General features: G+C 58.6%; 16 protein-coding genes. 7 read left to right on the top strand and 9 right to left on the bottom strand.

Annotated elements, in window-relative coordinates; translation table 11 throughout:
* Positions 1–15 precede the first annotated feature (15 nt).
* A complete protein-coding gene (locus J2W46_RS21010; protein WP_087751257.1) occupies positions 16–369 on the bottom strand; it encodes a BON domain-containing protein in 354 nt (117 codons plus the stop codon).
* Positions 370–566: 197 nt separating this feature from the next.
* A complete protein-coding gene (locus tag J2W46_RS21005; protein ID WP_310355845.1) occupies positions 567–1,292 on the bottom strand; it encodes a transporter in 726 nt (241 codons plus the stop codon).
* A 526-nt stretch (positions 1,293–1,818) separates the two neighbouring features.
* Here J2W46_RS21005 and J2W46_RS21000 point away from each other — a divergent pair.
* A complete protein-coding gene (locus tag J2W46_RS21000) occupies positions 1,819–2,859 on the top strand; it encodes a hypothetical protein (RefSeq protein WP_310355844.1) in 1,041 nt (346 codons plus the stop codon).
* 36 nt (positions 2,860–2,895) lie between these two features.
* Here J2W46_RS21000 and J2W46_RS20995 read toward each other — a convergent pair whose 3' ends face one another.
* Positions 2,896–4,632, bottom strand: a complete 1,737-nt coding sequence (locus J2W46_RS20995; protein WP_310355842.1) for a SulP family inorganic anion transporter — start codon at positions 4,630–4,632, stop codon at positions 2,896–2,898.
* A 753-nt stretch (positions 4,633–5,385) separates the two neighbouring features.
* Between J2W46_RS20995 and J2W46_RS20990 the strand changes: the two genes are divergently transcribed.
* Positions 5,386–6,189 (top strand): transglutaminase-like domain-containing protein, encoded by an 804-nt coding sequence (locus J2W46_RS20990; RefSeq protein ID WP_310355839.1) that lies wholly within the window; start codon positions 5,386–5,388, stop codon positions 6,187–6,189.
* Between the two features lie 515 nt (positions 6,190–6,704).
* Here J2W46_RS20990 and J2W46_RS20985 read toward each other — a convergent pair.
* From J2W46_RS20985 to J2W46_RS20975, 3 genes are read right to left on the bottom strand one after another with little or no spacing between them, the layout of a single operon-like run.
* Positions 6,705–8,243 carry an efflux transporter outer membrane subunit gene (locus J2W46_RS20985; RefSeq protein WP_310355838.1) on the bottom strand — a complete coding sequence of 513 codons (1,539 nt, stop codon included), beginning with the start codon at positions 8,241–8,243 and terminating at the stop codon, positions 6,705–6,707.
* Positions 8,240–9,316: an HlyD family secretion protein gene (locus J2W46_RS20980; RefSeq protein WP_027804212.1), complete on the bottom strand. Its 1,077-nt coding sequence runs from the start codon at positions 9,314–9,316 to the stop codon at positions 8,240–8,242. Before J2W46_RS20980 ends, J2W46_RS20985 begins: the two co-directional genes overlap by 4 nt.
* Positions 9,317–9,327: 11 nt before the next feature.
* Positions 9,328–10,803, bottom strand: coding sequence for an MFS transporter (locus J2W46_RS20975; protein WP_131316665.1), 1,476 nt, complete (start codon positions 10,801–10,803; stop codon positions 9,328–9,330).
* A 755-nt stretch (positions 10,804–11,558) separates the two neighbouring features.
* Here J2W46_RS20975 and J2W46_RS20970 point away from each other — a divergent pair.
* On the top strand, positions 11,559–11,759 hold the full coding sequence (locus J2W46_RS20970; RefSeq protein ID WP_088174834.1) for a hypothetical protein: 201 nt from the start codon (positions 11,559–11,561) through the stop codon (positions 11,757–11,759).
* Between the two features lie 61 nt (positions 11,760–11,820).
* Here the strand turns inward: J2W46_RS20970 and J2W46_RS20965 are convergent, their stop codons facing one another.
* Entirely contained in the window at positions 11,821–12,495 is a 675-nt protein-coding gene (locus J2W46_RS20965; protein ID WP_310355837.1) for an antibiotic biosynthesis monooxygenase family protein, read from the bottom strand.
* A 358-nt stretch (positions 12,496–12,853) separates the two neighbouring features.
* Between J2W46_RS20965 and J2W46_RS20960 the strand changes: the two genes are divergently transcribed.
* On the top strand, positions 12,854–13,774 hold the full coding sequence (locus tag J2W46_RS20960; protein WP_310355835.1) for a LysR family transcriptional regulator: 921 nt from the start codon (positions 12,854–12,856) through the stop codon (positions 13,772–13,774).
* Here the strand turns inward: J2W46_RS20960 and mug are convergent.
* Together mug and J2W46_RS20950 are read right to left on the bottom strand one after the other, a co-directional pair.
* Positions 13,747–14,265, bottom strand: a complete 519-nt coding sequence (mug, locus tag J2W46_RS20955) for a G/U mismatch-specific DNA glycosylase (protein ID WP_310355876.1) — start codon at positions 14,263–14,265, stop codon at positions 13,747–13,749. The two genes, J2W46_RS20960 and mug, sit on opposite strands and share 28 nt — an antisense overlap.
* Positions 14,266–14,273: 8 nt before the next feature.
* A complete protein-coding gene (locus J2W46_RS20950) occupies positions 14,274–15,299 on the bottom strand; it encodes a GlxA family transcriptional regulator (protein WP_204520477.1) in 1,026 nt (341 codons plus the stop codon).
* Between the two features lie 336 nt (positions 15,300–15,635).
* Here J2W46_RS20950 and J2W46_RS20945 point away from each other — a divergent pair, with 336 nt between their 5' ends.
* The 3 genes from J2W46_RS20945 to J2W46_RS20935 all read left to right on the top strand — a co-directional run bounded on the left by J2W46_RS20945 (position 15,636) and on the right by J2W46_RS20935 (position 18,643).
* Positions 15,636–16,214, top strand: a complete 579-nt coding sequence (locus J2W46_RS20945; RefSeq protein ID WP_310355833.1) for an AraC family transcriptional regulator — start codon at positions 15,636–15,638, stop codon at positions 16,212–16,214.
* A 220-nt stretch (positions 16,215–16,434) separates the two neighbouring features.
* The gene (ilvB, locus tag J2W46_RS20940) at positions 16,435–18,300 is read left to right on the top strand and encodes a biosynthetic-type acetolactate synthase large subunit (protein WP_374726854.1); all 1,866 of its coding nucleotides are present in this window, start codon (positions 16,435–16,437) and stop codon (positions 18,298–18,300) included.
* A gap of 43 nt (positions 18,301–18,343) precedes the next feature.
* Positions 18,344–18,643: an ArsR/SmtB family transcription factor gene (locus J2W46_RS20935; RefSeq protein WP_088174828.1), complete on the top strand. Its 300-nt coding sequence runs from the start codon at positions 18,344–18,346 to the stop codon at positions 18,641–18,643.
* The last annotated feature ends 16 nt before the right edge of the window (positions 18,644–18,659 follow it).

The raw sequence follows: 18,659 nt of genomic DNA, 5'->3' as shown, positions 1-18,659 counted from the left end.
TTGCATGGTCAGGCGTCAATACCCCTTGGTGTACAGCGACAGATGGTTACTCACCGAGGTTACGCCCGGCACGTTCATCGCCACCGTCGCGGCCTGCTCGATCTGGGCACCGTCCGGCACGCTGCCCGATAAGGTCACGACGCCGCCGCGCGCCTTGACGAATACGTTCGATACATTGAAGTGGGGCGCTTTAGACAACGCTTTGCGAACATCGCGGGCCAGCTTCTTGTCGGACTGTGCCGTACTGCCTGAGCTTGCACCTGAAGCTGACGTCGTCGGCATGGCGTTGCTGGTTTGCGCGTAGACGTTCGAGGCCAGCGTCAGACATCCGGCGAAGACAAGCCGACTCACGACGTGAAGTGTTTTCATGATTGCGTCTCCAAGTGGTTTTAATTAACTCTGAATCAAAGATAGCCAACGTTTCGTTCCGAATAAAGCCGTCTGTACGGTCGCGGCTAAACCTGGCTTAAAGGTCTCGCGCCATTGACGAGTGAGCGAATGCGGCAGCGCTTAGCTAAGCGGGTACAACACACTCGGGCATAACGCTCCTTGGCGCGTGGCCATGATCATCGACTGAACCAGCGATACTGCAGCGTCAACGAAATGGACGTGAAGTCTCCGCCGGCTCGTGTGACGAGTCCGTGCGAGAAGGCCAACTTGGTCGACCAGCCTCGTGCAATGGGCACGGAGAACGTCATCCCGTATCGTATATTGGCCGATCGATCGGCGGCGTCGACACCGTTCGTCGTGGTTCGGCCGCCTGCTGCGTAGCCGATATCGCCCGCGACCCAGAGGCCGGGGCGAAAACCGTAGCCCACGTGCAACTGAAAGATCATTAAAGGCGCCTGGCTGCGCTTCTTGCCGCGAAAGAAGTCATTGTTAGCCGTAAAGAACCACGCACCGGCGGACCCGTCCATGAACCAGTTTCCGAATGGCTGCGAGATGCCCAGTTCGGGCTTGAATGCCCATCGGTTTGCGCCAATGTTGACGAGCCTCGAATCCACATACTGCCCGGACGGCGCAATGACCGTCAGGCTGGTGCCAAGCGACGTAGTCGATTCCGGCTTCGTGAAGGCCTCGGGCGGCAACGGTGGATTACCGAAGACGTTGTAAGCGAAGCGAAGTCGCGTGTCTCCAATGCCGCTTCGATGTACTTCGGTGGGCGCGTCGATCACATTGCCGCTGACGTTGCCGCGCGCGAACGGCACTCCGACTCCGAGCGAGGCTGTGTGACCGAGCAGATCGAAGGTCCTGACGTAGCCGAGCGTCAGCAGGTTGAATTGGGCCTGCACACCGGTAATCGGTAAAGACGAGTCCGTCAGTACATCGCCAGAAAGATGCGAGTATGTTGCGACCAGAAAATTGGTGCCTACAGGCGAAGGAGAATACGAGCGAGGTTCCAGTTCCTGTGAACACGCTGGGGCGTTGGCCAGTAGAGTGCCGAATGCACTTGCACACGCAAGCGCCCAACGGCACCAGATACGCGTCATCGTCGGCCTGAATGGACGGTCGAGCGCAGCGCGCGACCGCGCCCGAAAATGAACCGGAGTTGGCGAATCCAGCGTAACCGCTGGCTGATCCACCGGTAATACGACCTTGGTCTGATTACAGGAGTCGTCGAGCGGTGCGACCATGAACAGACGCCGATCAAGACCAGCGTGGACTACGCTTTGCATTGGCCGTTAACGCGGTGCCGCTTGCTCATGCACGCCTCGAGAACATTGCCGTCGCGCATCCATTACAAGTACTGCCAGTACCCTTGATCAACGCGCAGATTCTTCGGGGACGCGAGAGATAAAAGCACGCCAGGAGCCGGCGATGAGCATGCTGTCATGGTTGCTGAACCGCCACCGTCACGACGATCGAGCCGATCACCAGCAGATGAAGCAAATGTTGGATCGCGTCGTCGGAATGAGCCCTCCATTACGTTTCGCCCGGAATTATGAGGCGCGTCTGTTGCCCGCGTTGACTGAAGCCGTGCGTTACATCGAGCGGCTCACTGCGGAAGTTCCCGCTGCGCACGAGGCGACTGCTGCCGCATGGTCCAGCGATCCCTGCATTCACGCCTTCTTTACGACGCCGCAGGACGTATGTGCCGCATTGAGTCAATCAGAACACTTGCGGAGTTACTTCGAGGAGCATGCGGAATTGCTTGAGGTATTCGCGGTGTTGGGCATGGCCTGGCATCAGAGACAGGTGTTCGGCGTTGCACAGCACGGCGTAGCCACCCGATCCGATGTCGCTCAAACTACCGTCAGTTTCAGCGATCATCAGGTGCGCGTATGCGGCGCAACCGATTCAGAACTTCGTCAACAGATCGTGCTGCGGCTGCTCGACCAGTTGATGTTGCAAGGCCTGCAAAAAATCGAAACCGACGAATCGCGGCGCAATGCCCTTCAGGAAGAGCGCGCACTGTTGAGAGCACGCCTCGTGCTATTGGAGCGGCAAGCCGCTGGCGTGCAGTCCATGCTGGGAAGCGAAGCGCCGCCGAGCGTCGGCGAGATGGCGAGTGCCCAGGCGCAACTCGACCGGAACGAACAGGAACTGGCGAAGCTTGGTCTCAAGACGGAGACGATCGAGCGTGGACTGGGTCTGATATGCGAAGTACTGTCTTCGCCAGGGCCATACCTATGCGTTCAACAGAAAAAGCTGCGGCTAGACCCGATGAATATCGTGGCCGATGGTACGGATGGTACGAATGGAACGGGTGGTCGGGAGGCGAACGAGGTCGAGTTCACGGTAGTGCAACTGCCTGAGTCCGCCAACCTGACTCGTGCGTTTGCATTGCTGCGCTTCAAACGCAGTGATCTTCTCCCTGAACGGGATATGTTTGGAGAGGCGAGGCGGCTGCTGATCTGAGGCTGGGAAGCGCGTGACCCGTTCATAGCGGATGAGTTATTGCGCTGAGTGCCGCTCGAGGTAATCATCGACGGCACTCCCTACTGTCGGATGAAATTGCGCATCGCCGAGCACATCGGACATTTCGAAACGTCTGAGCTTGTCTCGCACAGGATCCTTCATTTCCGCAAAGTGCAACTCAATGTCGCGCTTGCCTAGTGTTCGCGTCAGTTCTCTGAGCATGTCTGCCGAAGTCACATCGATGCTGGTGACAGGCTCGGCAGCCACTACGATTGTGCGCACGGGCGTTGGAGATGTATCGACGGCTTCCAGCAGGCATTCCTGAAAAAGCTCGGCATTGGCGAAAAACAATGGCGCGTCCCAGCGGAATAGAAGCAGTCCCGGAATCCGCAAGGCATGCGGATAGCGCTCGATGTCATGGTAGCCGCGGAGGTGTTCCACGCGTCCGAGAATGGCGTAGTGGGGGCGCCAACCGTCCCACAGGAACTCTATGACTGCGATCACGATTGCGATGCAGATGCCGGGAATCGCACCGAAGACGGCGACACCCACGAAGCAGACAATGGAAAGCCAGAACTCCCATTGCTGGATTCGAAAGATGCGGCCGAGGTCCGCAAATTCGAACAGGCCGAGGGCTGCGGCAATGACGACAGCGGCGAGCGCGCTATTGGGCAGGTAGCGCATCAGATTGGGCGCGGCGATCAGAAGAATCGCTACCGCCACCGCGCCGACAACACCCGTCACCTGCGTTCTCGCGCCCGCTGCTTCGGCCACGGGTGTTCGCGAAGAACTGCTGCTGATCGGAAAGCCCTGAAAAAAGCCAGCCGCCAGATTTGCCGCTCCCAAGCCGACCATCTCCTGGTTTGGATCCACATGTGTATGAAATCGCGCAGCGAAGGTCCGTGACAGCACGCTGGTATCCGCAAATGAAATCAGTGCGACCGCACAGCCGCCCAACAGAATCTTGATGGGATCGGCATCGCCGATCGTTGGCAACGCAAATGACGGGAGACCTTGTGGGATCTTGCCGAGTACTTTGACGCCTCGGCTGTCCAGATCGAAAACGATAACGCTTAGCGTCGCGACAACGACGGCGATAAGAATACCCGGCACTTTATCGAAGCGTTTTAGCAACAGTATCAGCGCGAGGCTTCCCACACCGACCGCGAAGCTGTACCAGTTGGTTTTGCCGTCGACGATTGCGGCGCCAAGCGACAGCAGATCACGCAAGGGTCCGCGATCGTCGAAGGAAACGGCAAAGAGTTTGGGTAGCTGGCTGATCAGGACAGTCAGCGCAATGCCGTTCATATAGCCGTATCGAATCGGCTTGGAGAGCAGTTCCGTGACAAAACCGAGGCGAAGAAGCCCCATCACGATACAGAAGAGGCCGGAGACGATCGCCATCATGCTGGCTATCGCGATCGCGCGAGACGGGTCGCTGCCGGCGGTAGCGATAACGACGGCAAGAATCGGCGCGGCCAGCGCGGAGTCGGGACCGAGAACCAGAATCCGGCTGGGGCCGAAGACGGCATAAGCCAGTAACGGAACGATCGTCGCATAGAGACCGTAAACGCCAGGCACGCCGGACGCCTCGGCATATGCGATACCCACGGGTATGAGCATCGTGGTGAGCACCAGTCCCGCTGCAAGATCGTTAGGTAGCCAGTTGAGCCGATATGTCCGAAGCATCGTCAGACCGGGCAGCCAACGCAGCCATCGCCGCGCGGGCGCCGCAGTCTGTCCACCTTCCGGAACAGGATGGTCGGCTTGCATTTGTCGGATGGTTGAGGAAAAAAGTCGCGATATTGAGTGTTCCGCACTGCCATTTCCGCATCAAGGATAGGCGAGTCAGTCGGCACGGTGAATGGGACCATGGTCCAATACCTCCCGCAGCAGGCGATGCGTAGACAGGATTTGGCATGCATATTTACCGGTTACGAGTATTGACGCTCGTGACCGGCGGACCCGGTTTGCCAGCGCATGCAGTCTCGCGACGCAGCACGGTATCGGCAGCCGTTGACGGCCACAAGCCCGGGCTCCGAGCGCCGCTTTTAAATAGATCGCGACATTAAGCAGAAATGCGCCCAGAATGAGTAGGAGAGCGGCCTCTTCGTGGCCGCCGAAACGGGGGAACAAAATGGCAAAAGGTCAACTGCGTAGTAACCGCGAGGCGAAAAAGCCAAAACAGCCGAAGAAGTCACCATCACCCGGAACGGATCTGTTCAGGACACCTGCCTCCAAGGCTGCCGTACCGAGTGCGGTAGCGAAGAAAAAGTAACGACACGCGCACGTGGCGGGCAGCCGCTTTGCCCCATGTGTGTGCGCATTTCAACAAGGTGTACGAGCCAGTTAGAAGCAGCGTCGCTGCGATTTCGCGTGCACCTTTTTCCTGTTTTTGGCGAGTCACGATCAGCAGAATTGTTATCGCTGATCCGTCGCTCGATCCACCCGACCCACGTCACCGCCGGCACCCGGCATCTCCAGCGCGCAGCGCGTCACGTGTTTTATCAATGAAAGGATGGTCCGATGAAACTTCGCGTGGGCTATGAGCTGGTCTACGAGTGCGCACAGCCGACACCGATGATGTTGATGCTGAACACACACTTTTCGCACGCTCAGGACGTGTTGTCCGCCGATCTTCTGGTTGTGAATCCGCCAGTGGCCATTACGCAGTATCGCGATAGCTTCGGCAATCTATGCAGCCGCCTTGTTGCACCTCAGGGGGCGATCTCGCTTTCGACAAGCGCGCTGCTCAACGTCTCCGATCAGCCGGAGACGCGCGGTCCTTTTGACTATCAGCACGCCGTCGAAGCGCTCCCGGACGAGTGTCTCGCGTTCTTGCTCGGCAGCCGTTATTGCGAAACGGATCTGCTTTCCGACATTGCGTGGAAACTATTCGCCGGCACGCCACCCGGCGGTGCACGGGTTCAGGCGATTTGCGACTACGTGCACCGCCATATCGAATTTGGCTACGAATTCGCGCGCCCGACCAAAACCGCATTCGATGCATGGCAGGAACGCAAAGGCGTCTGTCGCGATTTCGCCCATCTGGCTGTGGCGCTGTGCCGTGCAATGAATATTCCGGCACGCTACTGCACCGGCTATATCAGCGATGTCGGCGTGCCGCCGCCCTGGAGCGCAATGGATTTTGCGGCCTGGTTTGAAGCGTATGTCGGCGGCTCATGGCAAACCTTCGATCCGCGCAATAACGTGCCGCGTATCGGTCGGGTGCTGATGGCGCGTGGCCGCGATGCCGCCGACGTGGCAATCAGCAACACGTTCGGCCCGACGAAGCTCATCAAATTCGACGTTCACTGCGCGGCGGAATGACGACGGACGGCTCCGGCGCAGTCTGGAGCGAGGCGGTCGACACACGTTCGACACATGCTCGACGCCTCGCGGTGACATGTGTCGCCGGCCGAGTTAGCTGCCCCGATAAATGTCGCAGGACAAGCCAACGATACAAGGGCCCCCGTCTCGCCCTCTGCCGCTTGCGGCGGAGCCGCCGGGTTGCGGTCCGAGAGAGTCGTACCCGGGTGTCGCTGCCGTAGGTTGCGACATTGCAGGTTGCGACATGGTCGTACCTGATCCGTCGCTATTCTGGACAGGCTGGCCAGTTTGCGAATACGCGAGACCCGATGCAGCGGACATTACCGTGGCAACCAGCATTGAAGATAAGGAAACTTTCATTTTTAACCTCAGTTTGAAGCACGATCCGGTATAGATCGATAGGATCACGAATCGAACCGTGTAGGTTGAATTACATACCTTCTTTTGACCCCTTTGTGCCGCAATTGCCTAATTGCGTGTCGATTGTAAGAACGGGCAGCGTCACGGCTCAACTTCTAATGCTCCGCTTGCTGCTGGCCATAAGTCGACTCCCAACCACCGCCGAGTACCTTGCAGAGCGTGATGAGATTAGTGGCGGCGTTCGCTTTGCTGTGTTCAAGGTTACTCTGTGCGTCGAGCAACTGCTTCTGCACGTTGAGCACGTCGAGAAAATCGACGGCCCCTGCTTTGTACCGTTGCCGTGCGATCGAAAGCGCACTCTGATTCAGGCTGACCACTTGTTTGAGCCGATCGTTGCGGCGCTGTTCGGCGTCGTACACGACAAGCGCATCGTCCACCTCGCGCCAGGCCTGCAGCACCGTGCGCTTGTAGACGATAGCGGCTTCCTGCTGTTGCGCCTCGCGCAAGTGCAGCGTTCCCTTCAGGCGGCCACCCTCGAAGATTGGAAGCGTTATTGACGGCCCAATCACGAATTGACCCGACGCCCAGTCTGCGAGACTCGAAAGCTGAAGGCTCTGAAATCCCGCGCTGCCATTGAGCGATATGCGCGGATAAAAGTCTGCCTTAGCCATACCGATAGTCGCGGTCGCGGCGTGCAATTGCGCCTCGGCTCTCCTGATGTCCGGCCTGCGTTGCACCACTTCCGACGGAAATCCGATAGGTACTTGACGAGGCAACGCTGGAACATCACCGGCCTCGCTGAGCATCTGCTGTAGTCCACCCGGCTGCATTCCCAGTAACACGCCAATTGCATTGATCGTTGTTTCGCGGCTGGCCTCGAGAGTCGGAATGAGGCTCTCGATCGACTCTGCCTGCGCGGAAGCGTTGGCCACGTCCAGATTCGTAGTGACGCCTTCACGTACTCGCGTCTCTGTGAGCTTCGTGGCATCGCGAGCGATTGCAAGGTTCTGCTTTGCTATTTCCAGCAGAGCCTGAGTGTCGCGCAGCTGAACATAGTCTCGCGCAAGTTCTGCGCGCGCAGACAGCAGCACAGCATTCCGGTCCTGATAAGACGCCTCGCTCATCGCGGTGGCGGCCTCCACGCCACGCCTTACTCGTCCCCAGAAATCGAGTTCCCACGATGCGTCGAAGCCGAACTGATAAAGGTCGTACGCCGGCGAGCCTTTGTCGCCAGGCAATGCCGCCACGCCGGTCGGCGAAGCACCGGAAGCAGACTGGGTTTGTGTTCCCGTGGGCGTAACGCCGAGCAACGAGAGGATGCCGTTCATGCTGCCACGCTCGCGGTTATATGAGGCGGCTCCATTGAGGCTGGGATATTCCTCAGCGCCGACGATGCGTCTCTCCGCCCGGCTTTGCAGCAGGCGAGCGGACGCCGCCGCTACATCGAGGTTCGCATCACCCAGACGTTCTTCCAGCGCATTCAGCGTGGGATCGTTAAGCAGCTTCCACCAGTCGGAGTTGAATTCCGACTCGACCGGGCGGCTCGCTGCTTGCGCGGACTGTGTTCGATTGAACACATCAGGTGCAGCGGCCTGTGGGCGCTCGAAGTTGGGCCCGACCAGACACCCGCTTAGCGCAAAGCACACCAACACAGTTAATGCCGGTGTACGGACGGAAAACTCGCGCGCGTTCATTTGAGGTCCGCCTCCTTCATCGACACATCGGCGGGTTTGCCGACAGCGACTTCAGTCTCGACAGAAAGCCCCACGCTCAATGCAGATGCCGCTTGCTGACCCGGGTCGATGCTGATCTTGACCGGCACGCGCTGCACCACTTTCGTGAAATTACCGGTCGCGTTGTCGGGCGCGATAGGCGCAAAGCTGACGCCGGTAGCGGGCGCAAGACTGTCGATATGGCCTCGAATAACGACACCCGGAAAACTGTCGACCTTAATGCGCACTGTAGCTCCCGGGCGCATTCTTGCAAGCTGGTTTTCCTGAAAGTTCGCGACGACATATGCATCCGTAAGCGGCACGATGGCAAGAAGCGGGGCACCCGGCGTAATGAATGCGCCAACGCGTGCCGAACGTCGTCCGACCTTCCCGTCTATGGGTGCACGAATCTCCGTATAGGAAAGGTTCAGCTTTGCCTGCTCCAGAGTGGCCTGCGCATGCGCGAGGGCGCCGGCTGCTTTATCGCGCTGCGTACGCAGCACGTCGAGGTTTTGCTGGGTGGCGACGAGTACCGCGCGATCGCGCGACTGTTGTGCGAGTTGCTCGGCCAGTGCGCTCGATGCACGCTGTTGTTCCTGCGTCGTGCCCGCGCCGGTTTCGGACAGATTGCGATAGCGCGATGCATTTGCTTGCGCAAACTCGATGGCTGCTTCGTCCGAGCGAAGCGTCGCGCGGCCCTGATCGACGAGCGACGGATGCCGCGCAATCTCCGCGTCGTAGTTCGCAACGGAGGCTTTCGCGGCGGCCACGTCAGCCTCGGCGCTCATGAGCGCTGCCCGGAAGTCGCGGTCGTCGATACGCGCGAGCAGTTGGCCGGCCTTCACCTGCTGGTTATCTGTGACCGGCACGTCAGACAACTGGCCTGCGATGCGTGACGCCACCAGAGTGAAATCGGCGGTGACATACGCGTCGTTGGTCGACTCGCTGCCGGGCTCGGCCCACAGCCATATACAAACAAGTACAACGACGCAGGGAACCACCACATACGCGGCGAGCCGAAGCGTTTTCAAAGGGAGTCGGAAGACAGTTGACATATATTCATCGATCAGCGGGAAGAGGGAGGCGTGGTGCACCAGGGCGGATAGATACGCGTCGGTAACACGGGCACGAGAAGAAGCAGGGCTATCGCGATGCAGCCCATCACGCGATAAAGGTCCGCGGATGTCAGCACGACGGACTGCTCGTGAATACGATGCGCAAGTGCGGCGAGGAGGCCGTGATCTTCACCGACGCTTTGCGCTGTAATCAGTGCGCTATTGCCGAGCCGGTCAACGAGCATGCTCGAATGAAAGTGCTGGCGAGCGGTACCTAGCCCCTCGATGAGACTGGTCGCTACCACTCCTGCGAAAACCTTCACCGTGTTGAACATGGCGGATGCAAACGGGCCATCTGTTGGAGCGAGACCACCGGTTACGCCCATCAGGATCGAGAGGATCACCATGGGTTGTGCTGCAATTTGCAGCGATTGCAGCCAGTAGAAGTTATCGCGCACCCACTCTGACGTCATGAAGCTTCCCATGAAGCAGGTGACGCCCATCAGCGAAATTCCTACGGCGAGAATCCACCGGCGGTCGATCCGCTGGACGTTCAGAACGGCCGCAGTCAGAGGCAGCGCAATCAATAGAGGCAGTGCGACGAGCAGCGCCAACGGCGTCGTTTGAAGCGGCCGGTAACCATGTACCTTCGCAAGGTATTGGGACGGGATGACGGCGATGCCGGTCAGCAGGATCACGGCCCCCGCGAGCGTAAGAAGGCCGTGCGTGAAGTTTCTCCGGCCAAGTAGACGCAGGCCGAAAAACGGCAGCGGATGAAACCACTCATTCACGATGAATGCGATCAGCAGCAATGCACCACCGCCGAGCATCACGCGGATAAAGCCGGAATTGAGCCAGTCCAGCCGGTCGCCTTGCAATAAGCCAATGACCAGCATCGCAACTGCAGGACAGCCTGTCACGAATCCGCTCCAGTTGAACGATTTGAAACGTTCGAGTTTGAGCGGCTCCACAGGAAGCCCTTGCTGGATCGCGATACAACTCAGCAGGCCTAGCGGCACGATCTGCCAGAAAGTCATCCGCCAGTTCACATATTCAGTCCACAGCGCGGCGAGAGGAATTCCAAGTGCCGGCCCGAAGGTTGCAGTCAATGCATAGCCAGCAAGTCCATAGAGCTTGATCTTCGGCGGAAGATAGCGCAGTGCTGCGATGATCAGCATCGGCGGAAGACAACCGCCGGCTATTCCCTGGAGTACTCGAAGCACATACAGCGTCGGCAGATTCGGTGCCAGCGGGCAAAGAAATCCGAACACCATGGTGGCCACTACCGCGCCGATCGTGAACCGCTTGAGCGTGAGCGTCATCGCGAACCACGGCGCAAATACCATCGTGGTCACGTTTGCAGCCTCGAAGAGAGCAGTCAGCCACGTTCCGTCGTCGTGTCCGATCGACAGCGCGCCGCGGATGTCCGTCAGCGCGACCGCCGTCACCTGCTCATTGACTATCGCCAGCAATGAGGAGAGAAGCATCCCAACCAACCCGATTGCGAGGCGAGGCGATAACGCAGATGTCGCAGCGTTCTTTGGAGTTGGACTGTCTGCTTCCCGTAAGGCGACCGGTGGCGGCGAGCCGACTTCCTCCGGTTCTGCCGTTCCAGTTGTCCGTGGCGTTGCGATGTTCATGAGGTCTGCAGATCTACCAGAAGGGTTGGGCTTTCGCGCCGGGCACCGAGTTTGCCGACGCCGACGCTCGGTAGTGTTAAATATCGAGCGGAACCGGCGTACAGGTCGCTTCTTTCCCCTCGTAGTTCCGGCGCGTCCGTTCAACGTATTTCAGCGCCGCTGGACTACCGCATCGAGGTTGATTAATTCTAGGAGACCAACTGATCTTCATGAAAGACAATGGAGCTTGTTCATTTGGCCATTCCGTTTGCGAATCGGGCCAATGAGTCCGAGCGCCCTCATGCATGCGCGTGTGCTGGAATACTGTCTTTCGATTCGACGAGCCAATCGACATGGGTTGTGCTGGAGACAGTACGAAGACGTGTAACTCGCCCACGAAGCGTACGGTGGCCATTTCTGATCGTTTTTGGGCCAATGCAAGAATGCAGGCTTTCCAATGGCAAATACGACACCCATAGTTGGGACGAGCCGGCGATGTGCCGTCGCGCCATGCTTCTTCTGAAAGGTGCATCGCCATGAACTGCGTGCTGGCTTGCATGCAGTCTGATGTCTGGTGCGAAGAACGTGTGCAGCCGTAATGCTATTGACTGGAGAGGTGAGACATGAAATTTTCGGTGAAGAAAGACATTCACACAGACGACGTCCCGACCATTGAGCATGCAATGAAGATGGTCGACGCAGACGCCAAAGTTAGCGTGAACGTCAATGCAAAAACCGTGAGCGTCGATTCGTGGTTAATGCCGGAGGAGTTCCTCGTCGCTTTCGTCGACGAAGACTATGACGTGCGCATTGTCGAGGCATAGCTGACGGTACTCGGGCGTATCGGGAGGCGATGTAGGGCCGCCTCCCGATTCGCCCTGCGCGCTAGGCAGCAGGCTGCGCGTCGCTGAAGTATTGAGGTGCTTCACGGCGATCGAACATTCCATACTCGCGCACCACACGAATATGTCGCAAGTGCACGTTGGCCGACAGCGTGGCTTCTCGCTGGAATGCCTGTGCGGCATCTAGATCGCGCCACGTCAGCACCGCGATCACGTCGCCTGGCGTCATTAGCGCATCGAATACGTCCCACGCAACCAGACCGGAAGCCGCAAGGTCGAGTCCCATTGACTTCACAACTGCCTCTGCTCCTGCCTGTCTGAGCCACTCCGGCGCATACGTCGCAGCGAGTAGCGTCACCGCAGTGCCTGCTCCTGTCTCGGTTACATCAAGACGTTGTTCAAGCAGCACTTCTCCCTCGGGCAGGCAGGTGTCCTCGACGACTTGTCCAATTCGCAGGCGATAGTCGGAAAACACGCGGTCGCGCGCTGCCTGTTGTACTTGATGATGCTTCGTCGTGGTGCGCCAGCGCACGAGGGACTTTTCATCGCGCCAGGTTGACAGCGAAAGTAGCCACCCGTCGCGCGTCAAACTTGCATAGCGGTTGTTGTCGATAAAGCCCACGATCTTTTCGAGTTCTGGGCGTAGCATCTTTGCCATGCCGAGATACAGATCGAACTGTTCACGTAGAGGATGTACTTCGAGCATTGCAGAAAACATTCCGGACTCTTCCTTTGCTTAGCGATACGATTGACCCGCAGTCGGGCGATTGGCTGCATTGATTGTCCGTGACGCATCGAATTTACTGAAGCGCAAGCGCGCCCCATATTGGGCCAATAAGTTCGGCAAATTTGCCATTCCGTGAACAGGCGCGGGGACGAGCGTTTTCTTCCTTCAGACCAATAGTGCCGATGCAGACACAGCTAGCATCGCAAACACTTTGAGCATTGCATTTGTGTCCGCCTCAAATAGCCTGCGCTCGGCCAATCCCGGTCTTCTTTGGGCCAAGGTGAAGAAACGAAGCATTCCGATGCCTACAATCGCGAGGTGCGCAGCAGATGACCGATGGGGAGTTGAAATGGACAAATTGCGCGAGATGGAGGTCTTTGTCGCCATCGTCGATCGTGGCAGCTTTACGGGTGCATCGGAGAAGCTCGGAATGTCGACACCGGCGGTCTCACGGGCACTGAATTCGCTTGAAGCGCGGCTTGGCACGCAACTGCTCGCACGGACCACTCGCACGGTCCGGCCGACTGACGCAGGCGTCGGCTACCTCGATGCCTGCCGTAAAGTGCTGGACGCTATTACCGAGGCCGACGCGAATGTCGCTGCAGACCACCTGAATCCCGTCGGCACGCTGACGGTATCGGCGCCGGTTCTATTCGGGCAGCGGTTCGTTGCGCCCTTGATCAACGCGTTCGCGCTGCGCTACCCCGAGGTCAACGTCAATGCCGTGTATGCCGATCGCACGACTCGGCTACTGGAAGAAGGCGTGGATATTGCAATTCGTATCGGCCATCTTGGAGATTCGACGATATTCGCCGTTCCTCTAGGCACGGTGCGACGCCGGACCTACGCGGCGCCTGCGTACCTTGCGGCGCATGGTGAGCCCAGCCATCCCAGGGAACTGATGAATCACCACTGTGTGTCGTTTACCGGCGTGTCCAGTCCGTTCGAATGGGTGTTCAACGAGAACGGATTGAGACTGCCGGTGCGGCTTCAGCCACGGATGATTGTCGACCTGTCTCCCGCCGCGGTGCTGGCGGCACTCGATGGCGTAGGCATCACTCAACTGCTCTCGTATCAAGCGGCGCCAGAGGTGCTCAATGGCAAGCTGCGGGCTCTCCTGACGGCGTTCGAGCCCGAGGCTGTGCCAGTGAATCTGCTGCACATCGAGCGGCGGGGCGCGAGCGGCAAGGTGCGCGCGTTTGTGGATTTCGTCACCGAGAGCCTGCGCAGCAATCCGCACCTTCAGGACGAAGACGCAACGGCCACGTAAAGTTCGCGATAGGCACTCACCAGCGAATCGAGGCTATATGCACGATTGAGACCACTCGGGTTGGGCAGCACCCATGCGCGCGCACCGCCGAATCTGTCGGCCTGCAATCCCCATTGGATATCGCGCCTGCCGGACATTGCCGAGATCGCCATCTTCCCGAGAAAGGCGATATACCGCGGCGCATAGTGTGCGATTTTGCGCTGGAAATCAGATGCGGCCGCTTCTATCTCCAGTCGCGAAAGCTCGCCCGCTCGCGCAGTTGGACGCGAGACTGCGGTGGTGAGTCCACAACCATAACGGAGCAAAGTACAGTCGTCTTCAGGACGAATCTGTTGCGGAGTAAAGCCTGCGAGGTGCACCGTCTGCCAGAAGCGGTTGTTTCTACCCTCGAAGTGGTGACCTGTCGCTGCAGCACGCATGCCAGGATTTATTCCACAAAATATCAGCGACAAACCTGGCTCGAGAACATCCGGAAGCGATTGAGTGTCGATGGCGCAACTCACGAATAGCTCGCGCTTTGCGCCGCCACAAGCATGCCGGTGCCCGTATCTGTCCGCGGGCGCGACTCGACCGTGCCGCGGAATCGTTGGCGATATTGTTTTGGCGTGACATTGAGCCGACGGGCGAAGGTAGTACGCATTTGCGTGGCACTGTGAAAGCCGCACTTGAATGCGACGGTTTTTAGCGGAGCGTCCGAGTCTTCGAGTAGCTTTCTCGCCGTATCTACGCGAACCTGTTCGACAAACGCCGAAGGCGTGACCTTCGCATACTTGGCGAAGAGTCGCGAAAAGGTGCGCCGGCTGACAGAAACAGCGGTGGCAAGCTGCTCGATCGAAAGCGTGTCGGTTATATGCTCGGTCACATACTGATGCACTTTGCCGATAATCGGATTGTCATCCTTGCCGGCCCCGATGTAAGGGCTGTACTGCGATTGACCGCCTTCTCGCTGGATATATACAACGAGGCGTTTTGCGACACGCACCGCCATTTCGTGTCCCCAGTCTTCGGCCACGAGCGAAAGACAAAGGTCGATTCCCGCTGTCACGCCAGCAGATGTAAACAGCCGGCCGTCACGAATGAAAATCCGGTCGGGCTGCACGCAGGCCAAAGGAAAGTCGCTCGCGAGGCGGGCGGCTTCTGCCCAATGGGTCGTAACTTGCTTGCCGTCGATCAGTCCCGCGTGTCCCAGCACAAACGCGCCGTTGCACACCGAACCGAACCGTGCCGCGCCATATGCCTGCGTTTGCAACCATTTCAAAAAGTCGTCCGTTGGCTGGTAATCGGGCAGGGTCGGTCCTCCCGCGACGAGAACCATATCGAACTGGGCGAGAGAATCGGCAAAAGCCGACGGTACGGAAAGTTGCATCCCGTTGGAGCACGTCACAGTGCCGGCTTTGCTTCCGACAAGCGACACCTCATAGCGTTGATGCTCGGAGAGGTTTGCATTCGCTTCCGCGAATACATCGAGTGGGCCTGCAACGTCCAGTGCCTGCACACCATCGAATACGACAATGGCGACTTTCATGCCGTGACCTTCATCAAATAGGAACGCGCTTCCGTTACCAGCATGGGCCGACGCTCCTTGATGGGGGCGCCATGCAACGCGATAAGCGACGGCAACGAGCGATGGCTTAGCTTACAGCAACCGCCACATGCGGCGCCCGCCGTAACCGTTAAATGACTTTTGCGTCAGTGTAAAGAACGGACAAAAACTCACGGCAATGCCAGCGGCACGAAGTGGCCCAAATTCCGCGCCGATTGGCCAGGTATCGCGGGATCTATGCATTCCGGGGCGACGTCGATTGGTTAAAGTTGATTTGAAGGATCGATCTATTTGAGTGCACTCGCGGAGTAACGGCGCATGCGTGTCGGAATGATGGTGTATTCAGGTTTTCAACTGCTTGAGGTGAGTTGCCCAATGGACGTGTTCCAGGAAGCGAACCGTGTATGCGGCGCCGCCTTCTACGAGCAGCACGTTGTTGGGCCGCGTCCCGGGCCGGTTATATGCTCGAACGGCACCGCGGTGGGCACGACAGCGTCTCTGCGCGATTTGCAGACATCGTTCGACATTGTCATGGTGCCCGGTTCTCCGGCGACAGGTTCGGAGCGCGAGCACCGCGAACTGGTGAATTGGCTAACGAACGCTGGACGCAGCGCGAGAAAGATTGCGTCGGTATCGAACGGTGCTTTTCTCGTGGCGCGCGCGGGTCTTGCGAACGATCGCTGGCTGACCACGCGTGAGCGCGACGCACAGCGTCTTGCAAGCGAGTATCCATTGGTACACGTTGTAACGGATCAAATCTGCTTTAAAGACGGCAACCTTTATTCGTCGGGCGGCGTGAGTGCCGGTATCTATCTCGCGTTGGCTCTCGTCGGAGAAGATCTGGGCGAACACATCGCCGGCGACGTTGCGAAAGCACTATTGCGTCCAGGCATTTGAACCGAAGCATGTACCGCAAGGTGCTGGAACGACCGCGTTTCCTTTTTTCGCGCGCCGCGGCGATACGCTGGCCCGGATGTGTTCTCTTTTGGCCCGTAGAGCGCCTGCATCGTTGAGCGTGCTGTTTGGATCATTGGCAGAATCGACTTGATGTTCTTCCGGTCCATCGCCGGTAAGACCTGGCCGTCGATCCCAAGGCGGTTCTCCACACGAGTCAGCCATGACCACGAATCTGAACGTTGCTTCACAAGTCTGTCCGGCGCCAACGCTTCCCGGCGAACCAATGTCGGGCGCCGACATTATCCTGCGCGTACTTGCGGAGCAGGGCGTCGATACGCTATTCGGATATAGCGGCGGCGCGATCCTGCCGACTTACGACGCAGTGTTCCGTTTCAACGAATCACACGCCGCACGCCCTGAACGCCAGATCAAATTCGTCGTGCCGGCCAACGAACAGGCGGCGGGTTTCATGGCGGCCGGCTATGCGCGCGCGAGCGGAAAAGTAGGTGTGTTCATGGTGACGTCCGGGCCTGGCGCGACCAATGCAGTCACGCCGATCGCCGACTGCAACGGCGATTCGATTCCCGTCGTCCTCATATGCGGTCAGGTGCCGCGCGCGGCAATCGGCAGCGACGCTTTCCAGGAGGCGCCGGTCTTCAACATCATGTCGGCATGCGCCAAACAGGTGTTTCTCGTCACCGACCCCGCCAAACTCGAACAGACATTGCGCACTGCATTCGAAATCGCGCGCACCGGCCGCCCTGGTCCCGTCGTAGTCGATGTGCCAAAGGACATCCAGAACTGGGTCGGTCAGTATCAGGGGCAAGGCACCTTGCACTTTCGAGGCTACTCCGACCGGTTGCGATTGGTGGCTAACGGTTCTCGTCTTGACGAGCAAAAGGGCGCCCAGTTCTTCGATCTCCTTAGACAGAGCGAGCGACCGCTCCTGTATGTGGGCGGCGGTGTTATCGCGGCAGGCGCGACGGCCGAACTGCGTCAGTTCGCGGAGCGTTACGAGATCCCGGTCGTGACGACGTTGATGGGCCTCGGCGCGATACCAGCGCAACACCCGCTATCGCTCGGCATGCTCGGCATGCACGGCGCCGCCTGCGCGAATTACGCCGTTGAAGATTGCGACATCCTGATTGCGGTGGGCGCACGATTCGACGACCGGGTCGCGGGCGGTCGACCGGACATGTTTGCGGCAGGCGCGCGACACGTCGCACATATCGACATCGACGAGGCGGAGATCAACAAGGTCAAGCGCGCACATTGGAGTCACATAGGCGACGCGAGGCAGGCATTGCGCGCATTGATGGAGCACGAGTCCGTTGCTTTGTCGTCCGCCCTATGGATCGGATGGGTGACGGAACTGAGGCAGCGCCACGGCATGAACTATGACCGCAGCAACCCTCTGATTCAGCCGCAGCGTGTGATTGAGAAACTCAGCGAAATCACAGGTGGCCGCGCGATCATCAGCACAGGTGTAGGCCAGCATCAAATGTGGACCGCACAGTTCTACCAGTTCACCGAGCCGCGAAGCTTTCTTACCTCGGGCAGCATGGGCACGATGGGATTCGGCCTGCCCGCCGCAATCGGCGCTCAACTGGCGCGGCCTGATGCGCTGGTTATCGACATCGACGGTGACGGCAGTATCCGCATGAACGCTGGAGAACTCGAAACGGCCAGCACGTATGGCGTTCCAGTAAAAGTCTTGCTGCTCAACAATCGCGGTGACGGGATGATTCGCCAGTGGCAGCGTCTCTTTTACGAAGGACGTACTTTCGTAAGCGACAAGGCTCTTCATCGCAAGGACTTTGTGATGGCGGCGCGCGCGGACGGCTTCGAGTTTGCCTGTCGCGTCGAAACGCCTGGCGAACTCGAGGAGAAACTGAAAGCTTTCGTGGCTTTCGAGGGACCCGCCTTTCTGGAAGTGATGATCGATCAGAACGCCGACGTATTTCCAATGGTAGGTCCAGGTCAAAGCTATTCGAACATGATTACAGGGCCGTTCATACCGTCGCGATCCGATCCGGAACCGGGAAAGGAAGGGGCAGTGCGCCTTCAGGCCGCGGACATGTTCTGAACATGCATTCGATGCTTTCTATTTCCATTTCGGGCAAAACGCCATGATTGATGTCGACCTGATTCATAAGGCGCTAGCGAATCCCTTCCGGCGGCAGATTCTCGCGTGGTTAAAGACGCCGGACGAAGTTTTTGCACAGGGTCACATCGATTTCAGTCATGGCGTTCCACCGAACGCGATTCATGCGCGCAGCGGATTATCGCAGTCCACGGTCTCGGCGCACGTTGCAAGCCTGGTAGAGGCGCAGCTTGTGGTTCCGACGCGAGTGGGCCAGTGGGTCTTTTTATCGCGCAATGAAGAGGTGATCGGCGAGTTTGCCAGACAGGTCAGCTTACATTTGTGAATGCGGCGCGCGGCGC

Origin of the sequence: Paraburkholderia strydomiana (assembly GCF_031456815.1) — a bacterium.
Classification (GTDB): domain Bacteria; phylum Pseudomonadota; class Gammaproteobacteria; order Burkholderiales; family Burkholderiaceae; genus Paraburkholderia; species Paraburkholderia caledonica.
This window is presented reverse-complemented; position numbering and strand designations above follow the sequence as displayed.

Bases quoted from the DNA above. Each gene is read 5' to 3' on its own strand.
- J2W46_RS20970 (WP_088174834.1), top strand. From the start codon at position 11,559: ATGAAATTTTCGGTGAAGAAAGACATTCACACAGACGACGTCCCGACC.
- J2W46_RS21000 (WP_310355844.1), top strand. From the start codon at position 1,819: ATGAGCATGCTGTCATGGTTGCTGAACCGCCACCGTCACGACGATCGA.
- J2W46_RS20965 (WP_310355837.1), bottom strand. From the start codon at position 12,495: ATGTTTTCTGCAATGCTCGAAGTACATCCTCTACGTGAACAGTTCGAT.
- J2W46_RS20990 (WP_310355839.1), top strand. From the start codon at position 5,386: ATGAAACTTCGCGTGGGCTATGAGCTGGTCTACGAGTGCGCACAGCCG.
- J2W46_RS20980 (WP_027804212.1), bottom strand. From the start codon at position 9,316: ATGTCAACTGTCTTCCGACTCCCTTTGAAAACGCTTCGGCTCGCCGCG.
- J2W46_RS20975 (WP_131316665.1), bottom strand. From the start codon at position 10,803: ATGCTTCTCTCCTCATTGCTGGCGATAGTCAATGAGCAGGTGACGGCG.
- J2W46_RS20950 (WP_204520477.1), bottom strand. From the start codon at position 15,299: ATGAAAGTCGCCATTGTCGTATTCGATGGTGTGCAGGCACTGGACGTT.
- J2W46_RS20945 (WP_310355833.1), top strand. From the start codon at position 15,636: ATGCGTGTCGGAATGATGGTGTATTCAGGTTTTCAACTGCTTGAGGTG.
- ilvB (WP_374726854.1), top strand. From the start codon at position 16,435: ATGACCACGAATCTGAACGTTGCTTCACAAGTCTGTCCGGCGCCAACG.
- J2W46_RS20935 (WP_088174828.1), top strand. From the start codon at position 18,344: ATGATTGATGTCGACCTGATTCATAAGGCGCTAGCGAATCCCTTCCGG.
- J2W46_RS20985 (WP_310355838.1), bottom strand. From the start codon at position 8,243: ATGAACGCGCGCGAGTTTTCCGTCCGTACACCGGCATTAACTGTGTTG.
- J2W46_RS20995 (WP_310355842.1), bottom strand. From the start codon at position 4,632: ATGCAAGCCGACCATCCTGTTCCGGAAGGTGGACAGACTGCGGCGCCC.
- J2W46_RS20960 (WP_310355835.1), top strand. From the start codon at position 12,854: ATGGACAAATTGCGCGAGATGGAGGTCTTTGTCGCCATCGTCGATCGT.
- J2W46_RS21010 (WP_087751257.1), bottom strand. From the start codon at position 369: ATGAAAACACTTCACGTCGTGAGTCGGCTTGTCTTCGCCGGATGTCTG.